The organism is Kitasatospora sp. NPDC092286, assembly GCF_044755565.1.
Lineage (GTDB): Bacteria > Actinomycetota > Actinomycetes > Streptomycetales > Streptomycetaceae > Kitasatospora.
In genome coordinates, this window is record NZ_JBIVRD010000010.1 from 65,670 (window position 1) to 87,475 (window position 21,806).

Sequence of the window (21,806 nt, forward strand, 5' to 3'; positions counted from 1 at the left end):
TCGGCGCGGGCCCCTTCCGCGCCTGCGGGCACCCGGTCGAACACGGATCCGGTTCACCCGAATTGATGACACCCGGTGTCTTTACGCGTGGCACAGGGTGCCACTACCTTGTTACCCACCAGTCGCGGCGCCGCGGCTCCCACCTCGGCGCGCCGTCGTCCGGCGTTCCCACACCCCGGGAGCTCTGCCCTACGCCAGGCACCAGCCGGGCGCACGCCAGGCCCACCCCGCCAGACCACCCACCACCCACCTCAGCGAAGCCGGTGTCCGCTCCCGGCTCCCCCAGACGCCCTGTGCTCCCTCGGCACAGGTACGCCTTCGGAGGCAGCCATGAAGGAAATCCTCGACGCGATCCTCAGCTCCGACAGCACGTCCGCGGACTTCGCCGCGCTCAGACTGCCGGAGTCCTACCGGGCGGTGACGCTCCACAAGGACGAGGAGCAGATGTTCGCGGGCCTCGACAGCCGCGACAAGGACCCCCGCACGTCCCTCCACCTCGACGAGGTCGCCCTGCCCGAGCTGGGCCCCGGCGAGGCGCTGGTCGCCGTCATGGCCAGCGCCGTGAACTACAACACGGTGTGGAGCTCGATCTTCGAACCGGTCTCCACCTTCGGCTTCCTGGAGCGCTACGGCCGCCTCTCGCCGCTCACCAGGCGCCACGACCTGCCGTACCACGTGGTCGGCTCGGACCTCGCGGGCGTGGTCCTGCGCACCGGCGCCGGGGTCAACGCCTGGAAGCCGGGCGACGAGGTGGTCGCCCACTGCCTCTCGGTCGAGCTGGAGTCCTCCGACGGCCACAACGACACGATGATGGACCCGGAGCAGCGGATCTGGGGCTTCGAGACCAACTTCGGCGGCCTGGCCCAGCTGGCCCTGGTGAAGACCAACCAGCTGATGCCCAAGCCCGCCCACCTGACCTGGGAGGAGGCCGCCTCCCCCGGTCTGGTCAACTCCACCGCCTACCGCCAGCTGGTCTCGCAGAACGGCGCGGGCCTGAAGCAGGGCGACAACGTGCTGATCTGGGGCGCCAGCGGCGGCCTCGGCTCGTACGCCACCCAGTACGCGCTGGCCGGTGGCGCCACCCCGATCTGTGTGGTCTCCAACGACCAGAAGGCCGAGATCTGCCGGGCGATGGGCGCCGAGGCGATCATCGACCGCTCCGCCGAGGGCTACCGGTTCTGGAAGGACGAGAACACCCAGGACCCGCGCGAGTGGAAGCGCCTCGGCGGGCGGATCCGCGAGCTGACCGGCGGCGAGGACGTGGACATCGTCTTCGAGCACCCCGGCCGCGAGACCTTCGGCGCGAGCGTCTACGTCACCCGCAAGGGCGGCACCATCGTCACCTGCGCCTCCACCTCCGGCTACATGCACTCGTACGACAACCGGTACCTGTGGATGTCGCTCAAGCGCATCGTCGGCTCGCACTTCGCCAACTACCGCGAGGCCTGGGAGGCCAACCGCCTGATCGCCAAGGGGAAGATCCACCCGACGCTGTCCAAGGTCTACCCGCTGGAGCAGACCGGCCAGGCCGCCCTCGACGTCCACCACAACAAGCACCAGGGCAAGGTCGGCGTGCTCTGCCTCGCCCCCGCCGAGGGCCTGGGCGTGCGCGACGCCGAGCTGCGCGCGAAGCACCTGCCGGCCATCAACCTGTTCCGCGAGGTCTCCGAGCGGGCGGCAGAGCCGAGCCGGGGCCTCTGATGGCAGACCGCGACCGCCCCTGGCTGATGCGGACCTACGCCGGCCACTCCACCGCGAGCGACTCCAACGCCCTCTACCGGCGGAACCTGGCGAAGGGTCAGACCGGTCTCTCCGTCGCCTTCGACCTGCCGACCCAGACCGGCTACGACTCCGACCACGTCCTCGCCCGCGGCGAGGTCGGCCGGGTCGGCGTCCCGGTCGGCCACGTCGGGGACATGCGCACCCTGTTCGAGGGCATCCCGCTCGACCGGACCAACACCTCGATGACGATCAACGCCACCGCGATGTGGCTGCTGGCGCTCTACCAGGTGGTCGCCGAGGAGCAGGGCGCCGACATCTCCGGGCTCACCGGCACCACCCAGAACGACATCGTCAAGGAGTACCTCTCGCGGGGGACGCACGTCTTCCCGCCGGGCCCCTCGGTGCGCCTGATCACCGACATGATCGCCTACACGGTCGGGCGCCTCCCCAAGTGGAACCCGATCAACATCTGCAGCTACCACCTCCAGGAGGCCGGTGCCACCCCGGTCCAGGAGATCGCCTACGCGATGTGCACCGCCATCTCGGTGCTGGACGCGGTCCGCGACTCCGGCCAGGTGCCGGCCGAGCGGATGGGCGAGGTGGTCGCCCGGATCTCCTTCTTCGTCAACGCCGGCGTGCGCTTCGTCGAGGAGATGTGCAAGATGCGCGCCTTCGCCCGGCTCTGGGAGAAGGTCACACTGGAGCGCTACGGCATCCAGGACGCCAAGCAGCGCCGCTTCCGCTACGGCGTCCAGGTCAACTCGCTGGGCCTGACCGAGGCCCAGCCGGAGAACAACGTCCAGCGGATCGTGCTGGAGATGCTCGCCGTCACGCTCTCCAAGGACGCCCGCGCCCGGGCCGTCCAGCTGCCCGCGTGGAACGAGGCGCTCGGCCTGCCCCGCCCCTGGGACCAGCAGTGGTCGCTGCGAATCCAGCAGGTGCTCGCCTACGAGTCCGACCTGCTGGAGTACGGGGACCTCTTCAACGGCTCCGAGGTGGTCGAGGCCAAGACCGCCGAGCTGCTGGCCGGCGCCGAGGCCGAGATCGCCAAGGTGCTGGAGATGGGCGCCCGGGCGGGCAACCGGGGCATCATCCCGGCCGTCGAGTCCGGCTACCTCAAGTCCAGCCTGGTCGCCTCGCACGCCGCCCGCCGGGCCAGGATCGAGTCCGGCGAGGACAAGATCGTCGGGGTCAACTGCTTCGACACCACCGAGGAGAGCCCGCTCACGGCCGACCTCGACACCGCGATCATGGTGGTCGACCCGGCCGCCGAGCAGTCCGTGCTCGCCGCGCTGGAGGACTGGCGCGCCCGGCGCGACGAGGCCGCCGCCCAGCGGGCGCTGGAGGAGCTCAAGGCCGTCGCCGCCACCGACGCCAACCTGATGGCGCCGACGCTCGACTGCGCCCGGGCCGGGGTCACCACCGGCGAGTGGGCCTTCGCCCTGCGCGAGGTCTTCGGCGAGTACCGCGCGCCCACCGGCGTCGGCGGCGCCCCGGTCGCGGTCGCGGCCGAGCCGGGCGGCGAGCTGGCCGCGGTCCGCGCCGCGGTGGCCGCGACGGCCGCCGAGCTCGGCGCCGGCAAGCTGCGGCTGCTGGTCGGCAAACCCGGGCTGGACGGGCACTCCAACGGCGCCGAGCAGATCGCCGTCCGCGCCCGGGACGCCGGGTTCGAGGTGGTCTACCAGGGCATCCGGCTGACACCCGAGCAGATCGTCTCCGCCGCCGTCGCCGAGGACGTGCACTGCGTGGGCCTGTCGATCCTCTCCGGCGCCCACACCGAGCTGGTTCCCGACGTACTGCGGCGGCTGCGCCGCGCCGGGGTGGAGGATGTCCCGGTGATCGTGGGTGGCATCATCCCGGCAGCGGACGGCGAGGCCCTCAAGGCCGCCGGCGTCGCCGCCGTGTTCACCCCGAAGGACTTCGGCATCACGACCATCATCGGCCGGATCGTGGATGAGATCCGGCTGGCCAACAGGCTCCAGCCGTGGACGCCCGAGCCCGCCGCGACCACCAGCTGACCCCCGGAAGGAACTGACCCGCCCTCATGAGCAACGCCAGCCCGACGCCCGCCGCCGCCTTCGACCGGCTCCGCCCCCGCCGCTCCTGCCTCGCGGTACCGGGCAGCAACCCGCGCTTCCTGGAGAAGGCCCAGGGCCTGCCCGCCGACCAGGTCTTCCTCGACCTCGAGGACGCCTGCGCCCCGCTGGTCAAGGAGAGCGCCCGGCACTCCATCGTCGACGCGCTGAACAACGGCGACTGGGGCGGCAAGACCCGCGTCGTCCGCGTGAACGACTGGACCACCCACTGGACGTACCGCGACGTGATCACCGTCGTCGAGGGCGCCGGCCCGAACCTCGACTGCATCATGCTGCCGAAGGTCCAGGACGCCGAGCAGGTCAGGGCCCTCGATCTGCTGCTCACCCAGATCGAGAAGACCATGGGCTTCGAGGTCGGCCGGATCGGCATCGAGGCGCAGATCGAGAACGCCAAGGGCCTGATCAACGTCGACGCCATCGCCACGGCCTCGCCCCGACTGGAGACGATCATCTTCGGCCCGGCCGACTTCATGGCCTCGATCAACATGAAGTCCCTGGTGGTCGGCGAGCAGCCGGCCGGCTACCCGGCCGACGCCTACCACTACATCCTGATGCGCATCCTGATGGCCGCCCGGGCCAACGACCTCCAGGCGATCGACGGCCCCTATCTCCAGATCCGCAACCAGGAGGGCTACCGCGAGGTGGCCGGCCGCGCCGCCGCGCTCGGCTTCGACGGCAAGTGGGTACTCCACCCCGACCAGGTCGCCGCCGCGAACGAGATCTTCTCGCCCGCGCAGGAGGACTACGACCACGCCGAGCTGATCCTCGACGCCTACGACTGGTGCACCTCCGAGGAGGGCGGCGCCAAGGGCTCCGCGATGCTCGGCGACGAGATGATCGACGAGGCCAGCCGGAAGATGGCACTGGTCATCGCCGGCAAGGGCCGCGCCGCCGGTCTCAAGCGCACCTCCACGTTCGAGCCCCCGCAGGCCTGACCCCCAGGAGCCCTGATCATGCAGTTCGGACGCACCTACGAGGAGTTCGAGGTCGGCGCGGTCTACAAGCACTGGCCCGGCAAGACGGTCACCGAGTACGACGACCACCTCTTCTGTCTGCTCACCATGAACCACCACCCGCTCCACCTGGACACCAACTACGCCGAGAAGACGACGGACTTCGGCAAGAACGTCGTGGTGGGCAACTACGTCTACTCCCTGCTGCTCGGCATGTCCGTCCCGGACGTCTCCGGGAAGGCCATCGCCAACCTGGAGGTCGAGTCGCTGCGGCACATCGCGCCGACCTTCCACGGCGACACCGTCTACGGCGAGACGACCGTGCTCGACAAGTGGCCGTCCAAGTCCAAGGACGACCGGGGCATCGTCCACGTCGAGACCAAGGGCTACAAGCAGGACGGCACCGTCGTCTGCGTCTTCCGCCGCAAGGTGATGGTGCCGACCGAGACCTACACCAAGGAGCGCGGGGGCGAACAGCCCGGGCGCCCCACCCCGCAGCCCTAGGACCCCGGACGGGTAGGCCGCCGTCATCGGCCGAACCCCACCCCGGTACGGGGGCCCTGCTGCCGCAGCCACGCCGGCGGGGCCCCCGGCAATCCCCCCCCCCCCCCCGCTCTTCCGCCCTCACCCCCACCCTCTTCCTCTTCTCCACAGGAGCCGCACGATGGGACGCCTCGCACAGACCGACGGCCTCACCGAGATCCAGCGGGACATCCTCGCCACCGTGCGGGATTTCGTCGACAAGGAGATCATTCCGGTCGCGACCGAGCTGGAGCACCGGGACGAGTACCCGACCGCCATCGTCGAGGGGATGAGGCAGCTCGGCCTCTTCGGCCTCACCATCCCCGAGGAGTACGGCGGCCTCGGGGAGTCGCTGCTGACCTACGCCCTGGTGGTGGAGGAGATCGCCCGCGGCTGGATGTCGGTATCCGGAATCGTCAACACCCACTTCATCGTCGCGCACATGATCAACGCGCACGGCACCCAGGAGCAGAAGGACTACTTTCTGCCGAAAATGGCGGCCGGCGAGATCCGCGGCGCCTTCTCGATGTCCGAGCCGGGCCTCGGCTCCGACGTTTCCGCGATCTCCACCAAGGGGGTCCGGGACGGCGACTGCTACGTCCTCAACGGCCAGAAGATGTGGCTCACCAACGGCGGCACCTCCACCCTGGTCGCGGTGCTCTGCAAGACCGACGAGGGCGGCAGCACCCCGTACAAGAACATGACCACCTTCCTGATCGAGAAGACGGCGGGCTTCGGCCCGAACCCGTCCGTCCCCGGCCTGACCGTGCCCGGGAAGATCGAGAAGATGGGATACAAGGGCGTCGACACCACCGAGCTGGTGCTGCAGGACGTCCGCGTCCCGGCCGACCGCGTCCTCGGCGGCGTCCCGGGCCGGGGCTTCTACCAGATGATGGACGGCGTCGAGGTCGGCCGGGTCAACGTGGCCGCCCGCGGCTGCGGCGTCGCCCGCCGCGCCTTCGAACTGGGCGTCTCCTACGCCCAGCAGCGCTCCACCTTCGGCAAGAAGATCGCCGAGCACCAGGCGATCCAGTTCAAGCTCGCCGAGATGGCCACCAAGGTGGAGGCCGCCCACCAGATGATGGTGATGGCCGCCCGGAAGAAGGACGGCGGCGAGCGCAACGACCTGGAGGCGGGGATGGCCAAGTACCTCGCCTCCGAGTACTGCAAGGAGGTCGTCGAGGACGCCTTCCGCATCCACGGCGGCTACGGTTTCTCCAAGGAGTACGAGATCGAGCGCCTCTACCGGGAGGCCCCGATGCTGCTCATCGGTGAAGGTACTGCGGAGATCCAGAAGATGATCATCGGACGCCGGCTGCTGGAGGAGTACCGCATCGCGGAGTGACCCCCGGGCGGGGGACGCGCCGAGCGGGGGTCTCCCCGGGCAGGCGACTCAACCGACCCGGTGACGGCCGGTCGACGGGCGTGCGGGCCCGTCCCGGCACCGCGCCGTGCCACCAGGAACCCCGGCCTGGTCCGCCGGGAGTCCGGCACGGCCTTCCGGAAGCGGCCGCAGGGCGTACAACTGCTGTCACACGCCCGGCGGCCGCTTCCGCGCGTCCGCGACACGCCCTTGGCGGTCCCCGGTTCCTCCGGGACGCCCGTTGAGACAAGAGTCACCGGCCTCGTCAGGACCCTTGGGAACCGGACCGGGGCGAGCTACGGTCGTACACACAGAAGGCGCGCGAACGCCGCGCACAGGACACATGAACGAGCAGGCGGGTTGCCCACCCACCGTGTGCTCCCGATAGCATCCACCGGGACAGCAGCCGTCCCTTTATTACTCGATCCCCGCGGTGGCCCCCGTCCAGCGGCCATGATCCCCCGCGACAAAGGTCTTCGATGCCCATCAGCCCGTCCCCTCACACCTCCGTCCCGGAAGGCGATGCCCTCGCCGCTCCGACGGCCGGTCGGCGACCCCGCGTGACCATCGCGCGCGGAGCCACCCCCTGGTTCGTCCCCACCCTCGCCACGGCCGCCGTGACCACCGCGCTCACCCGGCGCAGCGGCAAGTGGGCCCTGGCGGCGGTACCCGCCTGCGCGCTCGGCGCGGGCATGCTGTGGTTCTTCCGCGACCCCGAGCGTGAGATCGGCACGGGCAGAGTGATCTCCCCCGCCGACGGCGTGGTGCAGAGCATCGACGCCTGGCCGGACGGCCGCACCCGGGTCGCGATCTTCATGAGCCCGCTCAACGTCCACGTGAACCGCGCGCCGCTGCCGGGCACGGTCACGTCGGTCGAGCACGTGGCGGGCGGCTTCGTGCCCGCGTTCAACAAGGACAGCGACCAAAACGAGCGGGTCGTCTGGCACTTCGACACCGAGCTCGGCGACATCGAGATGGTGCAGATCGCGGGGGCCGTGGCCCGCCGGATCGTGCCGTACGTCGAGGCCGGAACCAAGGTCGAGCAGGGCGATCGGATCGGTCTGATCCGGTTCGGGTCCCGGGTCGACACCTACCTGCCGGCCGGCGTCGAGGTCGGCGTCGAGGTCGGCCAGAAGACCACAGCCGGGGTGACGCGCCTTGACCGTGACTGATCCTGAGACGATCGTCGGCCTGGACGACGAGGAGACGGTTCTGCGCCGCCGCCGCTGGGCGCGCGACCGCGAGCTGCGTGCTCCGCGTTCTCCGCAGCACCTGTCCACCGCCGACTTCCTGACCCTGGGGAACGCCGTCTGCGGCTTCCTGGCGATCTACTCGATCACCACCGGGGTCCTGGTCCCGCACATCACCAACCCGGACGTCGCTCCGGACCGGCACAGCGCCGCCACCGCGGTGACGCTGCTGCTGATCGGCTCGATGTGCGACCTCTTCGACGGGCTGGTGGCGCGCAAGCTGCGCTCCTCCGCCCTCGGGGCCGAACTCGACAACCTGGCCGACCTGATCAGCTTCGGCATCGCGCCGGCCTACTTCGTCGCGGTCTGGGGCATGGTCTCGCCGGGCTCCGACAGCCGGCTCTCCGCCCTGATCGCACTGACGGTCCTGCTGTCGGTGGTGCTGCGGCTGGCCCGCTTCTCGGCCGTGAAGATGCGCCCGGGGGTGTTCCAGGGCATGCCCTGCCCGATGGGCGCCATGACGGTGATCGCCATCGTGCTGCTGGACCCGCCGTTCCTGCCCGGCCTGCTGGCCATCGCGGGCACCGCGTACCTGATGATGAGCCGCATCGAGTACCCGAAGCCGCAGGGGCTGCTGGCCACCGCCACGCTCTGCTGGATCGTGGTCTCGATCGGCTGCCTGGCGGCCTGGGCGACCGGCCTGCCCGGCGGCGACATGCTGCTGCACATCGGCGCCTTCGCCCAGATCACGCTGGCCGCGATGGCTCCGCTGCTGGTCATCCGCCGCAAGGTGGGCCAGAAGGTCGGCGACGTCCGCGCCCGCCGCGCGGAGTCCCGGATCGGCTGACCGGCCGCACGCGCGACCGCATGACGGAGGGCCCGGATCCACTGGATCCGGGCCCTCCGTCATGTCCTGGGCCCTGAGCCCTGGAGCCTGGGGACCGCCGGCCGGGTTACGCCCCGCCGCGGTGGACGCTGAACGCCGAACGGCGGGCCGCGCGGGCCACGCCCGGGTCCGGGTGGACACCGGAGACGGCGGTCAGCACCGAGGCGGCCCGGGGGTGCCTGGACTGCCTGGCGCGGGCGAACAGCCGGACCGGGTCACCCGCCGAGGCGCCCTCGACATGGCCGACCAGCAGATCCGTCTCCCCGTGGTCGAGTACGGCGGCGGCGGTGTCCACCCAGAGCCAGGCGGCGTCCTCCGCGCCCAGCACATCGGCCGGGGAGACCCCCTCGTCCGACTGCTCGGCCAGCCAGAGCAGCGCGTACGGGCGCAGCACCGGCTCGTCCACCGCGGCGCGGACGGCCTGTTCGGCGGTGCTGCCGGCCACCCGGAGCGCCTCGAAGGCCAGGCCGCGGACCAGCGCGTCGTCGCCCTGGGCGGCGTCCAGCAGCTCGGCCACGGCCCGGTCGGCCGGACGGGCGGCGACCCAGGCGCGGAACTCGGCCCGGGCCGGGCCCGGCGAGTAGTCGGCGCAGGCGTTGAGCAGTTCGAAGGCGCTCTGCTCGATGTGGCCGGCGGCGGTCTGCGCGACGGTGCAGATCTCCTCCAGCTTGGCCCGCACCGCCCAGTGCCCGAGCGGCGAGAGTTCGGCGGCCTCGTCCCGGCGGACCACGGCGCCGACGGCGGCCAGGCCGTCCAGCATCCAGTCCAGGACGGCGGCGACGTCGGACGGCGCGGCCGGGGTGTCGATCTGCGGCTCGCGGCAGGTGCCGCGGACGGCGGACACGGCGGAGGCGGCGTGCGGGATGGGCGAGAGGCCCAGCGCACCGGCGCCACCGCCGACCCGGCGCTCGTCCAGGCCCCGGCGCAGCAGCTCCAGCAGTTCGCTGTCGGCGACCGGGCCGGCCACCAGGTGCAGGAAGGAGAGCAGCTGTGGTGCCTGGTCGACGGCCTGCCCGGCGAGCACCGCGAAGACGCCGCGCAGCGCGGCGGGCGGGACGGGGGCGAGCAGCGTCCAGGCGTCGAACAGCGCCGACCAGCCGCGGACCACGGCCTCGTCGTCGTGCTCCCAGGCGTGCAGGCGCCAGCCGGGGGCGGCGCCGCCGTCCCTGGCCTCGACCAGGCCGACCAGCAGGGCCTGGCCCCAGGCCCGGGCCGCGGCGCCCACCGTCATGGCGAGTGCCCGGCCGGCGGCGCGGGCGTCCTCGGGGAGCAGTTCGCCGCGCTTGTCGACCTCGGAGAGTTCGCCGGCCCAGCGGGCGATCCGGACGGCGTCGACGAGCATCCGACGGGCCAGCGGAGCGAGCTCGGCGGGGGCCGGGAAGCCCTCCGGTACGGGGACCCGGCCTCGGCCGGGAGCGGGTGCGGGGCCTCGTCGGCGGGGTACGCCGGGAGCGCCCGGCCTGATGCCGGCGGGGCGGTGGGCCGTTCCGGGGAGACGGGTCACCGTCGCACCGGTACCGATCGTCGGCGGGAGCGGGGCATCACGGTCGCGCGGGTTCCGAGACGTCACGTCGAGCAGTCTTCCCCTTGTACCGGCCTTCTGTCACATCCGGTTGGCCACGGACTCCGGAAGGGCGGTCGCGGCGGGTCGACAAGATCGGGCAACAGAGGCCAAACCGCCTGGCCGGATCTGCATGACGCGAACACGCCAGGTCAGAGCGGTCGGCCGGCCGGGCCGGAGGAAGCTGCCGGACGGCCGGCCGGAGCCGTCGTCAGAGCAACGGCGTGAGCCAGCGGCGCAACAGCTCTTCATAGCGGTCGGGGTCGGCGTTCCAGAGGGCGGCGTGGTCGGCGCCGGGGAAGGCCTGGAGGCTGACCAGGTCGAAGCGGCGGTCGGCGAGCCGGGCGGCGGCCCGCCAGGGCGCCACCGGGTCGTCGGGGCTGTGCAGCACCATGGTGGGCACCCGCAGGTCGGTGCCCTCGGCGAGCCGCGCGAAGTCGGCCAGGTCCACCCCGGTCCGGCCCTCGGCGGCGAGCGCGCCCGGCCCGGCGGCCGTACGGCCGAACCCGGCCCGGGTGGCGCCCCGGCGGGCGAAGACCGGCCGGTCGAGCACCGGGGAGTCCAGTACCAGGCCGCTGATCGCCGAGGTCCAGGCGGACCGGGCGGCGGTCTGCAGCACCATCGTGGCGCCGAGCGACCAGCCGTGTAGGACGACCCGGCCGGCGCCGCTGTCCAGGGCCAGCCGCACTGCCGCCTCGACGTCCCGCCACTCGGTCTCGCCGAAGTCGTCGAGGCCGTCCGGCGCGGCCGGCGCGCCCCGGTCTCCCCGGTAGGTGACGGCGAGGGCGGGCAGACCGAGACGGTGCAGCACGGGCAGCACCGGGAGCGTCTGCTGCCGGTCGGCGCCCGGGCCGTGCACCAGGATCACCCAGGTGCCGCGTTTGCCGTCGAGCCGCCAGGCGGGCAGGGCGCCCAGCTCACCCTCGGCGGCGGTCTCGGCGTAGGGCAGGCCGAGCGCGCCGGTCGGGTCGCCGAGGTGGACCCGGGGGGTGAAGCGGACCTCGGTGCCGGGCGTCAGGGCGCCCCGGTCGGCGCGGACCAGTCGGCGGGTGACGCCCTGTTCGTCGGCGTGCAGGATCTCGTCGACCACCGCGTGGCCGCCCTCGTCCCACTCGACGGCCCAGCGGCCGGGGCGGGTGCTCTCCGGGCTGCGGGTGAAGGTGGCCCGCCCGACGGCCAGGCTCCGCACCGTGACGGGGCCCGCCTGCGGCCGGGAAACGGCCGCCGGGTGGAGCATCCGCCGGACGGCCCTGCGCCCGGCCAGCAGTACGGCGGCCCCGGTGCCGACGGCGGCGGCCGCCACGGCGGCCGCGGTTCCCCAACGCATATCGCTCCCCGCTCTGTTGATCGCGGACTGGGCACCCACCAGTCCACTCGCGGGACCGGACCGGGGCCACCGGGCATGGGCCGACCGGGTGTCACGCCGGACGGGACAGCGGGGGCCGCGGCCTCCACCTGCGGCCGGGCGATCGCGCCCTCTCCGCACCCCCGCGACACCGACCCGCGGAGGCGGCGCGCGGGCGGGCCGTGTGACCAACCCCTCCGTGACCTTGGTTGACTCCCGGTTCGGCCGCGTGATGGGATCCTTCAGCCAAACGGAGGCATGCAGAGGAAGCCGGTGCGAGTCCGGCGCGGTCCCGCCACTGTCACCGGGGAGCACGCTCGGATCAATTCCCTCCTTGCCCGCCAACAGGCAGGAGGGGCCCATCGGCGGGCCGTCAGAAGCCGCTGGAGGCTCCGGGGGTGTGTCGGACCCGGAAGCCAGGAGACTCTCGCCGCCGGTACGTCGATCCAGGGCGCGGACCCTGAGTGAGGACACGCACGCGATGCAGGCTGCCCCGACCGCCCGCCCCCTCTGCCGCCCTTCGCCGTGCGCCCGCTGACCCGCGCGGCCGCCTTCGCGCTGGGCGCCGTCGCGGGACATCTCGCCGACGCCCGCTTCGCCGATCCCCGGCGCGGCCACCCGGTGGCCGCCTTCGGCAGCGCGGCGGGCCGGCTGGAGAAGACGCTCTGGCGCGACGACCGCGCCGTCGGCACCGCCTACACCGCGCTCTGCGTGGGCACCGTCGCGGCCGGGGCGGTGGCCGCCGAACGCGCCCTGGGCCGGCGGCCGCTCGGCCGCGCCGCGCTGACCGCCGCCGCGACCTGGACGGTGCTCGGCGGCACCTCGCTCACCCGGGAGGCCAGGACCATCGGCCGCTCGCTCGCCGCGGGCGATCTGACGGCGGCCCGGGAACGGCTGCCGCATCTGTGCGGGCGCGACCCGAGCGCGCTGGACGAGCAGCAGATCGCCCGCGCGGTGGTCGAGTCGGTCGCCGAGAACACCGCCGACGCCGTGGTGAACGCCCTGGTCTGGGGCGCGCTCGCGGGCACGCCCGGGCTGCTGGCGTTCCGCGCCGTCAACACGCTGGACGCGATGGTCGGCCACCGCTCGCCGCGCTACGCCCGGTTCGGCTGGGCCTCGGCCCGGCTGGACGACGTGGCGGGCTGGCCGGGCGCCCGGCTGACCGCGCTGCTCACCGTGGCCGCCGCGCCCGAGCCCCGGACGGCCTGGCGGATCTGGCGCCGGGACGGCTCCGCGCACCCGAGCCCCAACGCGGGCCAGGCCGAGTCCGCGTTCGCGGGCGCGGTCGGCGTGCGGCTGGGCGGCACCCTCGCGTACGGGGAGCGGGTGGAGCACCGGCCGGTGCTGGGCGGCGAACTGCGGCCGGTGACGGTGGACGACATCGAGCGGGCCTGCCGGCTCTCCCGCCGGGTGGGCCTGCTGGCCCTGGGCACGGCCGTCGCCGGGCACGCGGCGGTCCGGGCCGCCACAGGAAGCCGGACCGTCCTGGGACGGAAGAAGAGGAGGAGCGCATGAGCAACGCACTGCTGGTCGCCGGGACGACCTCGGACGCCGGCAAGACCGTGGTCACCGCGGGCATCTGCCGCTGGCTGGCCCGGCAGGGTGTCCGGGTGGCGCCGTTCAAGGCGCAGAACATGTCGCTGAACTCCTTCGTCACCGCCGGCGGCGCCGAGATCGGCCGCGCCCAGGCGATGCAGGCGCAGGCGGCCCGGGTGGAGCCCGAGGCGGCGATGAACCCGGTGCTGCTCAAGCCGGGCGCGGACGGCCGCAGCCAGGTCGTGCTGCTCGGCCGCCCGGTCGCCGAGGTGGGCGCGCTGGACTACCGCGAGCGCAAGCCGGTGCTGCTGGAGCGGGCCCTGGAGTGCCTGGCGGACCTGCGCAGCCGCTACGACGTGGTGGTCTGCGAGGGGGCCGGGTCGCCCGCCGAGATCAATCTGCGCGACCGGGACATCGCCAACATGGGTCTGGCCACCGCCGCCGGGCTGCCGGTGGTGGTGGTCGGGGACATCGACCGCGGCGGGGTGTTCGCCGCCATGTACGGGACGCTGGCGCTGCTGTCCGCCGAGGACCAGCGCCATGTGACGGGCTGGTTCGTCAACAAGTTCCGGGGCGACGCCCGGCTGCTGGCGCCCGGGCTGGAGATGCTGGACCGGCTGACCGGCCGCCCGGTGCTCGGCACCCTGCCGATGCTGCCCGGGCTCTGGCTGGACGCCGAGGACTCGCTGGACCTGTCCACCGTGGTGGACCGCGCCGAAAACCGCGGGCCGGTCGGCGCGGACGTGCTGCGGGTGGCCGTGGTGCGCTTCCCGAGGCTGTCCAACTTCACCGACGTGGACGCGCTGGTGCAGGAGCCCGGGGTGCTGGTCCGCTGGGCCACCCGGCCCGAGGAGCTGGCCGACGCCGACCTGGTGATCCTGCCCGGCACCCGGGCCACCGTCGCCGACCTGGCCTGGCTGCGCGAACGTGGTCTGGAGCCGGCCCTGAAGGCACGGGCCGCCGCCGGGCGGCCGGTTCTCGGTGTCTGCGGCGGCTACCAGATGCTGGCGCGCGGCATCGTGGACGAGGTCGAGTCCGGGGCCGGCGAGGTGGCCGGGCTCGGGCTGCTGCCGACGCGTGTCCGGTTCGGGGCCGCGAAGGTGCTCGGCCGTCCGGTCGGCGAGGCGTACGGGCAGCGGGTCGAGGGGTACGAGATCCATCACGGTGTGGTGGCCGTCGAGGGGGGAGACCCCTTCTTCTCCGACGGCCGGGGCCGCGCTCTGGACGGCTGCCGGGTGGGCGCGGTCTGGGGCACGACCTGGCACGGCGCACTGGAGAACGACGGGTTCCGTCGCGAACTGCTGCGCGAGACCGCCGAGTTGGCCGGCCGGGCGTTCGTTCCCGCGCCGGACACCTCGTTCGCCGCGGCGCGCGAGGCCCGGCTGGACCGGCTGGGGGACCTGATCGAGGAGCACGCGGACACCGACGCGCTGTGGAAGCTGATCGAGGGCGGGGTGCCGGCCGCGGGGTCGCTGCCGTTCCTGCCGCCCGGAGCGCCTGAGGAGGCCGACAAGGCATGAGTGACGTCCGCTACCCCTTCACCGCGATCGTCGGTATGGCCGACCTGCGGCTCGGACTGCTGCTCAACGCGGTCTCCCCGGCCGTCGGCGGCGTGCTGGTGCGCGGCGAGAAGGGCACCGCCAAGTCGACCATGGTGCGCGCGCTGGCCGGCCTGCTGCCGTCCATCGCCACCGTCGACGGCTGCCGCTTCGCCTGCGACCCGGCCGCGCCCGACCCGCAGTGCCCGGACGGCGCGCACGCCGGCGCCACGGCCTCCGGCCGTCCGGCCCAGCTGGTCGAGCTGCCGGTCGGCGTCTCCGAGGACCGGATCGTCGGCTCGCTGGACCTCGAACGGGCGCTCGCCGAGGGCGTCAAGGCGTACGAGCCGGGGCTGCTGGCGCGGGCGCACCGGGGCGTGCTCTACATCGACGAGGTCAACCTGCTCCAGGACCACGTGGTGGACCTACTGCTGGACGCCGCCGCGATGGGCCGCTCCTACGTGGAGCGCGAGGGCGTCTCGGTGCGGCACGCGGCCCGGTTCCTGCTGGTCGGCACGATGAACCCGGAGGAGGGCGAGCTGCGCCCGCAGCTGCTCGACCGGTTCGGCCTGACCGTGGAGATCGCCGCCACCCGCGACCCGGCGGAGCGCGCCGAGGTGGTCCGCCGCCGCCTGGCGTACGACGCCGACCCGGCCGGGTTCGCCGCCCGGTTCGCCGAGGACGAGCGGGCGCTCGCCGAACGGATCACCACCGCACGGGAGTTGCTGCCCAAGGTCGAACTGGCCGATGTGGCGCTGCGTCAGATCACCGCCGTCTGCGCGGCGTTCGAGGTGGACGGGCTGCGGGCGGACATCGTGATGGCCCGTACCGCCGTCGCGCTGGCCGCCTGGGCGGGCCGGACGGAGGTGCTGGAGGAGGACGTCCGCAAGGCCGCCCGGCTGGCCCTGCCGCACCGCCGCCGGCGCAACCCGTTCGACGCGCCCGGCCTGGACGAGGAGCAGCTCGACCGGACCCTGGAGGAACACGCCGACCCGGAGCCCGAGCCCGCGTCGCAGCCCGAGCCGCAGCCGGAGGACGGGCCCGAGGGCGGCCCCGAGGGCGACGGACCCGACCCGGACGGCGGTCCGGACGGGGGCGGCCCCGACGGCGGTGGCGGCGCACCCGAGCCGACCGGGCCGACCGGCCCGGACGCGCCCGGCGCCGAGGCACCCGCCCCCGAACCCGGACCGGCCCCGGAGCAGACGCCCGAGCAGGCGCCCGTGCCCGCACAGCACCCCGCCCCCGCGCGCGAGTCCGCGCCGGTGGCCGCCGGGGAGCCGTACCGGACCAGGCTGTTCAAGGTGGACGGCACCGGGCGCGGGGCCCAGGGCCGCCGCTCCCCCGCCGAGACCGACGGCGGCCACACCATCCGCGCCCGGCGCCCGCAGGGGCGGCTGGCCCGGCTGCACCTGAGCGCCACCCTGCAGGCCGCCGCGCCGCACCAGGCGGCGCGCGGGCGGGCGTCCCGCGCGCTGGTGCTGCACAAGGACGACTTCCGCGAACAGGTCCGCCAGGGCCGGGAGTCCAACCTGGTGCTGTTCCTGGTGGACGCCTCCGGCTCGATGGCGGCCCGGCAGCGGATGACCGCCGTCAAGGGCGCCGTGCTCTCGCTGCTGATGGACGCCTACCAGCGGCGCGACAAGATCGGCATGATCACCTTCCGGGGCGCGTCCGCCGAGCTGGCGCTGCCCCCCACCTCCTCGGTCGAGGTCGGCGCCGCCCGGCTGGAGTCGCTGCCCACCGGCGGACGCACCCCGCTGGCGGCCGGGCTGCTGCGCGCGCACGAGGTGCTGCGGGTGGAGCGGATGCGCGACCCCGACCGCCGTCCGCTGCTGGTCGTGGTGACCGACGGCCGCGCCACCGGCGCCCGGGACGCCGTCGCGCAGTCCCACCGCGCGGCCGCCCTGTTCGCCGCCCAGGGCGTGGCGAGCGTGGTGCTGGACTGCGAGACCGGCCCCGTCCGGCTCGGCCTCGCCCGGACGCTGGCCGCCCGGCTCGGCGCCTCCGCCGTTACCTTGGACGAGCTGCGGGCCGAAGGCGTGGCCTCGCTCGTCCGCGACAACCGTGCAACCACGATGCGAAAGGCGGCCTGAACCCCATGCCCAAGGGAGTGCCCGAGAACGTCCCCGACGACGGCCTGACGACCCGTCAGCGCCGTACGCTGCCGATCACCGCCGTGCACACCGGCCCCGGCAAGGGCAAGTCCACGGCCGCGTTCGGCATGGCGCTGCGGGCCTGGAACCAGGGCTGGCCGGTCGGGGTGTTCCAGTTCGTCAAGTCCGCCAAGTGGAAGGTCGGCGAGGAGAACGCGCTGCGCGTCCTCGGCGCCTCCGGCGAGGGCGGCACGGTGGCCTGGCACAAGATGGGCGAGGGCTGGTCCTGGGTGCAGCGCTCCGCCGAGATGGAGATGGACAGCGAGGCGGCGGCCAAGGAGGGCTGGGAGCAGGTCAAGCGCGACCTGGCCGCCGAGACCTACCGCTTCTACGTGCTGGACGAGTTCACCTACCCGATGCACTGGGGCTGGATCGACGTGGACGAGGTGCTGACGGTGCTGAGGGACCGCCCGGGCAGCCAGCACGTGGTCATCACCGGCCGGTACGCGCCCGAGGCGCTGACCGAAGTCGCCGACCTGGTCACCGAGATGACCAAGGTCAAGCACCCCATGGACGCCGGCCGCAAGGGCCAGCGCGGTATCGAGTGGTAGTCGCAGGTACGTGAACATTCCCCGTCTCGTCGTCGCCGCGCCGTCCTCCGGCTCGGGCAAGACCACCGTCGCCACCGGCCTGATCGCGGCGCTCGCCGCCCGTGGGCTGGCGGTCTCGCCGCACAAGGTGGGCCCGGACTACATCGACCCGGGCTACCACGGCCTGGCCGCCGGCCGCCCGGGCCGCAACCTGGACGCCTTCATGTGCGGGCCGGAGCGGATCGCGCCGCTCTTCCTGCACGGCGCGGCCGGGGCGGACGTGGCGGTGGTCGAGGGCGTGATGGGGCTCTTCGACGGGGCCTCCGGGCGCGGGGAGCTAGCGTCCACCGCGCACGTCGCCAAGCTGCTGCGGGCGCCCGTGGTGCTGGTGGTCGACGCCTCCTCGCAGTCCCGCTCGGTGGCCGCGCTGGTGCACGGCTTCGCCTCCTGGGACCCGGAGGTCCGCCTCGCCGGGGTGATCCTCAACCGGGTCGCCTCCGACCGGCACGAGCACCTGCTGCGCGAGGCCCTGGAGGAGGGCTCCGGCGTGCCCGTGCTGGGCGCGGTGCGCCGCTCGGCGGCGGTCGCCACGCCGTCCCGCCACCTCGGCCTGATCCCGGCCGTGGAGCGCTCGGCCGAGGCCCTGCGGGCCGTCGCGGACATGGGCGAACTGATCGGCCGGTCGGTCGATCTGGACGCGGTGCTGGCACTGGCCCGGACCGCTCCCCCGCTGGACGACGCGCCGTGGGACCCGGCCGCCGAGGTGGCGCCGGTGCCCGGCACGCCCCGGATCGCGGTGGCCGGCGGCGCCGCGTTCTCCTTCTCGTACGCCGAGAACGCCGAACTGCTGACCGCCGCCGGCGCCGAGGTGGTGCCGTTCGACCCGCTGCACGCCGGCGCGCTGCCCGAGGGCACGGCGGGGCTGGTGATCGGCGGCGGCTTCCCCGAACTGTACGTCCGCGAGCTGAGCGGCAACACCGCGCTGCGCGGGGCGATCGCCGCGTTCGCCGCCTCGGGTGCGCCGATCGCCGCCGAGTGCGCCGGACTGCTGTACCTGGGACGGGAGCTGGACGGCCTGCCGATGTGCGGCGTGCTGGACACCGCGGCCCGGATGACCGAGCGGCTCACCCTCGGCTACCGGGAGGCGGTGGCGCTGCACGACTCGCCGCTCGGCCCGGCCGGCACCCGGGTACGGGGGCACGAGTTCCACCGCACGGTCTGCGAGCCCGGCGCGGGCGAGCGGCCGGCCTGGGGCTGGCGGCTGCCGGCCGGCCCGCGCACCGAGGGCTTCGCGGGTACGGGTACGGGGGCGGGCCAGGTGCACGCCTCCTACCTGCACCTGCACTGGGCCGGATCGCCACAGCTGGCCGCCTCGTTCACGGCGGCGGCCGCCGCGCACGGTTAGGGTCCCGGGATGGTCCGGCTCAGGTGATCGTCCTCAACGAGGCTGCAGTCGAGTACCGCGACCACGAAGCCGGTTTGCCGCAGTCCAGGCAGGTACGGTCGGGGCGCACGGCGATGGAGCGGAGCCGCTTCAAGGACCTCAGGACTCGACTCTCCCCTCCCTCTCGGCGACTTGGCAGTCCTTCACTTCCCCCGTCCAGCAGGGTGAGTGAGGCCGACAGCCGGGTAGGTGACTGTTAGCCTGAACCAACCGCTACGGGAGAAACGGATGGCCCTGATGGTCGGTTCCGAGGGAGTGCGCGCTGCGATTGCCGCGCAGATCGAGGAGTTCGCGCAGGGCGGCAACGGCGCGGGGGTGCGCAGCGTCCTGGTCAAGGCCCTCGGTGACCCCCAACTCACCGTCGCGCACCAGGCAGACCGTGTACTGCCCGCGGCAAGCCTCGCGAAGATGATTCTGGGAGTCGCCCTCTTCGAGTCGGGCGAGCATGGCGACCTCGATCTGGACGCACGCGTCCGGATCGGCGATCTGCCCAGCACGATGTACCCGAGCGTGCTACAGGCGTTCGATCCCGATTCGACCGTCACCATCCGGGAGTTGTGCGGGCTCTCCCTGGTGACGAGCGATAACCCGGCAGCCGAGCACATCCGCTCGGTACTGGGGCAGGACCGGATCGACTCCGCGATCAAGAACCTTCGGTTGAACTCGACGGTCTTTCCGGTCGGCTTCTCCGAGCGGGAGCTCGGGCCGCTGGGACGAGCCAACACCACGACCGCAGAGGACATGATGCGGTTGATCGAGTACATCGACCAGAAGCCCCATTTGGAGCCGCTCCGCCGCTACCTGGTCAACTACCTGCGGAACGACAGGATTCCCTCCCGCCTGGACGATGACGTCCCGGTTCGGCACAAGACCGGCAGCCTTCGAGGCGTGGTCAACGATGCCGGCATCGTTCTGCATCCGTACACCCCCATCGCCATGGTCTTCCTGACGGACGGTCAGTCCGATAACGTTCGCACGGCGCAGGAGATCGGGGAACTCTCCGATCGGATCGTCCGAATCATCACAGACGGGGCAACGCTCTGACGCTGCCTGCGGGGGTCGCACATGGCTGTGTCGCGGGAGCAACAACTACGCAAGGTCCTGGTGCTGGTCAACGTCCTGGCGCTGACCACGGGCCTGGCGTGTGTCGTGGCCGCTTCACTGCTGACCCACCAGCAGGTTCTCGCCACCGTCCTCAGCCTCATCGGCGGCGCCTTCGTGTCGGCGGCAGTGGTGACCCTGGCGATCGGATCGCTCACGGTACGCGAGACCACCGAGCAGGTGGACAGCGCGGTGCTTCGCGGCATGCAGGACGTCCTCGGCCCGGTGCGCGATCCGCTGTTCTCCGGGGCACTGTCCGCCTATCGATACGACTGTCTGCTCTCACCTCCGCCGACAGGCGACTCTCACCCCGACTACGTCTATCAGAGCTTCCGAATCTCCTACCGGATCGAGACCCTCCCCAAGACGGTGACCATCGCGTGCCTGGCCTCCAACGATGACGCCGGTCTGGATGGTTTCACTGGACCGGAGTGCCTGTTGCGTTGGATGATCGACGACAACCTGGACCCGGACGACCCCGAAATTTTCACCATCGGGGCGGTCCGCGTGGACAACAGGGACTTGGAGCGCAAGCCTCCGACTCACGAGACAGTCTCCGGAGGAAGAGCCAGGATCGACCAGTTCTCGGTACCGCACGACGCCCAGGTAACAGTGGGTCATCTCGTCGAGTTGAGCATCACCGCGCGCAAGTACGTGGGCAACGATCGAAGGATCCGTGTCCAGGCTCAGGTGTTCCGCCACGTCACCGACGCCGAGTACCGGCTCGTCATCGACCCGGCGCTCAGGCCGACCCGCCTGAGTATCAACGCGTCGGAGATCAGCGCGCTCGGCGCTGCCCACGGTGCCAGCGTCCGGGCCACCTTCCCCGCGCCGTTCAACAACTCGGCCGGCCTGATCCAGCTCCCGTTCCCTCTCCAGCCCGGAAGCGTCATGGCGTTCACCATCGATCGCGATGTGTCCTGAGCAGCCCGTTTCAGCTACCGAGTGATCTCCATCGGCGGCCTGCTGCGCCAGGCGTTGCCGGTCCTCGGGTGGCAGCCGGGTTGAGGGAAGGGTCCCCCTCAGCCGGTGGCGCGGACGTAGATGTCGGCGGCACCCGGCAGGCCTCCGGGGACGGTGGCGACGTAGATCCGGCGGCCGGTGGTCGGGCGGGCGTCCGGGGGTGCCGGGGTGGGGGTCGGGGCGGGAGTCGCGGTCGGAGCCGGGACGGGCTCGGGCGTGGCCGGGGCGGGGGTCTGCGTCGCCCCGCACGGCTCCGTCTCCTCGTCCCCGCTCCCCTCGCCGTCCTCGCCCGCGCACTCGCTCGGGCCCGCGCCCTCGGCCTGGAGGCCGGGCGGGGCCGGGGAGACGACGGGCCCGGTGTCGGACGCGCTGCCGGGCGCGGCCGCCGGTACCGCCGCCGTGGGCGCCGGGTCCGGCGGGGCGTCGGGGGCGGACGACGGCAGGTCGGTGCGCGGCTCCGGCAGTTCCGGCGCCTCGGCCGGTTCGTCGCCGCCGAGGGCCTCCGCCAGGTCGGGCGGCAGCGGCGCGCTGGGGCCGGGGGCGGGCAGGTCGTAGGTCCGCAGGAAGTCGCCGACCCCGACGTTCCGGCCGCCGCCGAGCCGGTAGTGCAGATAGGCCACCGGAACGCCGTCCGCGGTGCGCGTGTACACCGCCCCGACGGGCACGTAGTACGGCCCCGCGCCCGGGTGCTGGGACGGATGCAGACCGGCCAGCAGTTCGGCGCGGTCGCGGTCGGTCTCGGGCGTCTCCCGTCCGAGCGTCAGCGCGTTGACGCCCCGGACCATCAGCGCCGCCGCGACCGCCACGCAGAGCACCAGCCCCACCGCGACCGTGCGCCGCAGCACCGGGCGCCCGTGCAGCGCCGGCCAGGAGTCGCTGGGCATCCGCTCGCCCGGCGCCCCT

General features: G+C 73.2%; 17 protein-coding genes and 1 riboswitch. Of the genes, 14 read left to right on the forward strand and 3 right to left on the reverse strand.

Going from position 1 to position 21,806, the window contains the following annotated elements; genetic code table 11:
• Window positions 1-330: 330 nt before the first annotated feature.
• From ccrA to ACIQIB_RS12500, 7 genes are all read left to right on the forward strand, one after another.
• Entirely contained in the window at window positions 331-1,701 is a 1,371-nt protein-coding gene (gene ccrA, locus ACIQIB_RS12470) for a crotonyl-CoA carboxylase/reductase (protein ID WP_363607970.1), read from the forward strand.
• A complete protein-coding gene (locus ACIQIB_RS12475) occupies window positions 1,701-3,740 on the forward strand; it encodes a protein meaA (RefSeq protein ID WP_400653978.1) in 2,040 nt (679 codons plus the stop codon). Before ccrA ends, ACIQIB_RS12475 begins: the two co-directional genes overlap by 1 nt.
• A 26-nt stretch (window positions 3,741-3,766) precedes the next feature.
• Window positions 3,767-4,753 (forward strand): HpcH/HpaI aldolase/citrate lyase family protein, encoded by a 987-nt coding sequence (locus ACIQIB_RS12480; RefSeq protein WP_400653976.1) that lies wholly within the window; start codon window positions 3,767-3,769, stop codon window positions 4,751-4,753.
• Between the two features lie 18 nt (window positions 4,754-4,771).
• Window positions 4,772-5,275, forward strand: coding sequence for a MaoC family dehydratase (locus ACIQIB_RS12485; protein ID WP_363607973.1), 504 nt, complete (start codon window positions 4,772-4,774; stop codon window positions 5,273-5,275).
• 160 nt (window positions 5,276-5,435) lie between these two features.
• Entirely contained in the window at window positions 5,436-6,638 is a 1,203-nt protein-coding gene (locus ACIQIB_RS12490; RefSeq protein ID WP_363607974.1) for an acyl-CoA dehydrogenase family protein, read from the forward strand.
• Window positions 6,639-7,135: 497 nt separating this feature from the next.
• Window positions 7,136-7,828: a phosphatidylserine decarboxylase gene (locus ACIQIB_RS12495; RefSeq protein ID WP_363607975.1), complete on the forward strand. Its 693-nt coding sequence runs from the start codon at window positions 7,136-7,138 to the stop codon at window positions 7,826-7,828.
• Complete coding sequence (locus ACIQIB_RS12500; RefSeq protein WP_400653970.1) at window positions 7,815-8,693, forward strand: CDP-alcohol phosphatidyltransferase family protein; 879 nt, start codon at window positions 7,815-7,817, stop codon at window positions 8,691-8,693. Before ACIQIB_RS12495 ends, ACIQIB_RS12500 begins: the two co-directional genes overlap by 14 nt.
• Before the next feature lie 106 nt (window positions 8,694-8,799).
• On the opposite strand, the gene ACIQIB_RS12505 is transcribed toward ACIQIB_RS12500, so the two are convergent.
• On the reverse strand, window positions 8,800-10,074 hold the full coding sequence (locus ACIQIB_RS12505; protein WP_400757768.1) for a hypothetical protein: 1,275 nt from the start codon (window positions 10,072-10,074) through the stop codon (window positions 8,800-8,802).
• A gap of 430 nt (window positions 10,075-10,504) precedes the next feature.
• The gene (locus ACIQIB_RS12510) at window positions 10,505-11,620 is read right to left on the reverse strand and encodes an alpha/beta hydrolase family protein (protein WP_400757769.1); all 1,116 of its coding nucleotides are present in this window, start codon (window positions 11,618-11,620) and stop codon (window positions 10,505-10,507) included.
• A 280-nt stretch (window positions 11,621-11,900) separates the two neighbouring features.
• Window positions 11,901-12,065: riboswitch (cobalamin riboswitch) on the forward strand.
• A 98-nt stretch (window positions 12,066-12,163) separates the two neighbouring features.
• Here ACIQIB_RS12510 and ACIQIB_RS12515 point away from each other — a divergent pair.
• From ACIQIB_RS12515 to ACIQIB_RS12545, 7 genes are all read left to right on the forward strand, one after another.
• The gene (locus ACIQIB_RS12515) at window positions 12,164-13,153 is read left to right on the forward strand and encodes a cobalamin biosynthesis protein (protein ID WP_400757770.1); all 990 of its coding nucleotides are present in this window, start codon (window positions 12,164-12,166) and stop codon (window positions 13,151-13,153) included.
• The gene (locus ACIQIB_RS12520) at window positions 13,150-14,694 is read left to right on the forward strand and encodes a cobyric acid synthase (protein WP_400757771.1); all 1,545 of its coding nucleotides are present in this window, start codon (window positions 13,150-13,152) and stop codon (window positions 14,692-14,694) included. The genes ACIQIB_RS12515 and ACIQIB_RS12520 overlap by 4 nt, the downstream gene beginning before the upstream one ends.
• Complete coding sequence (locus tag ACIQIB_RS12525) at window positions 14,691-16,805, forward strand: putative cobaltochelatase (RefSeq protein WP_400757772.1); 2,115 nt, start codon at window positions 14,691-14,693, stop codon at window positions 16,803-16,805. The genes ACIQIB_RS12520 and ACIQIB_RS12525 overlap by 4 nt, the downstream gene beginning before the upstream one ends.
• 5 nt (window positions 16,806-16,810) lie before the next feature.
• Window positions 16,811-17,416: a cob(I)yrinic acid a,c-diamide adenosyltransferase gene (cobO, locus tag ACIQIB_RS12530; RefSeq protein WP_363607981.1), complete on the forward strand. Its 606-nt coding sequence runs from the start codon at window positions 16,811-16,813 to the stop codon at window positions 17,414-17,416.
• A gap of 10 nt (window positions 17,417-17,426) precedes the next feature.
• Window positions 17,427-18,800, forward strand: a complete 1,374-nt coding sequence (locus ACIQIB_RS12535) for a cobyrinate a,c-diamide synthase (protein WP_400757773.1) — start codon at window positions 17,427-17,429, stop codon at window positions 18,798-18,800.
• Window positions 18,801-19,067: 267 nt separating this feature from the next.
• Window positions 19,068-19,883, forward strand: a complete 816-nt coding sequence (locus ACIQIB_RS12540; RefSeq protein WP_400653956.1) for a serine hydrolase — start codon at window positions 19,068-19,070, stop codon at window positions 19,881-19,883.
• A 60-nt stretch (window positions 19,884-19,943) separates the two neighbouring features.
• Complete coding sequence (locus tag ACIQIB_RS12545) at window positions 19,944-20,864, forward strand: hypothetical protein (RefSeq protein ID WP_400757774.1); 921 nt, start codon at window positions 19,944-19,946, stop codon at window positions 20,862-20,864.
• 98 nt (window positions 20,865-20,962) lie between these two features.
• Here ACIQIB_RS12545 and ACIQIB_RS12550 read toward each other — a convergent pair whose 3' ends face one another.
• On the reverse strand, window positions 20,963-21,787 hold the full coding sequence (locus tag ACIQIB_RS12550; RefSeq protein WP_400757775.1) for a hypothetical protein: 825 nt from the start codon (window positions 21,785-21,787) through the stop codon (window positions 20,963-20,965).
• Between the last annotated feature and the right edge of the window lie 19 nt (window positions 21,788-21,806).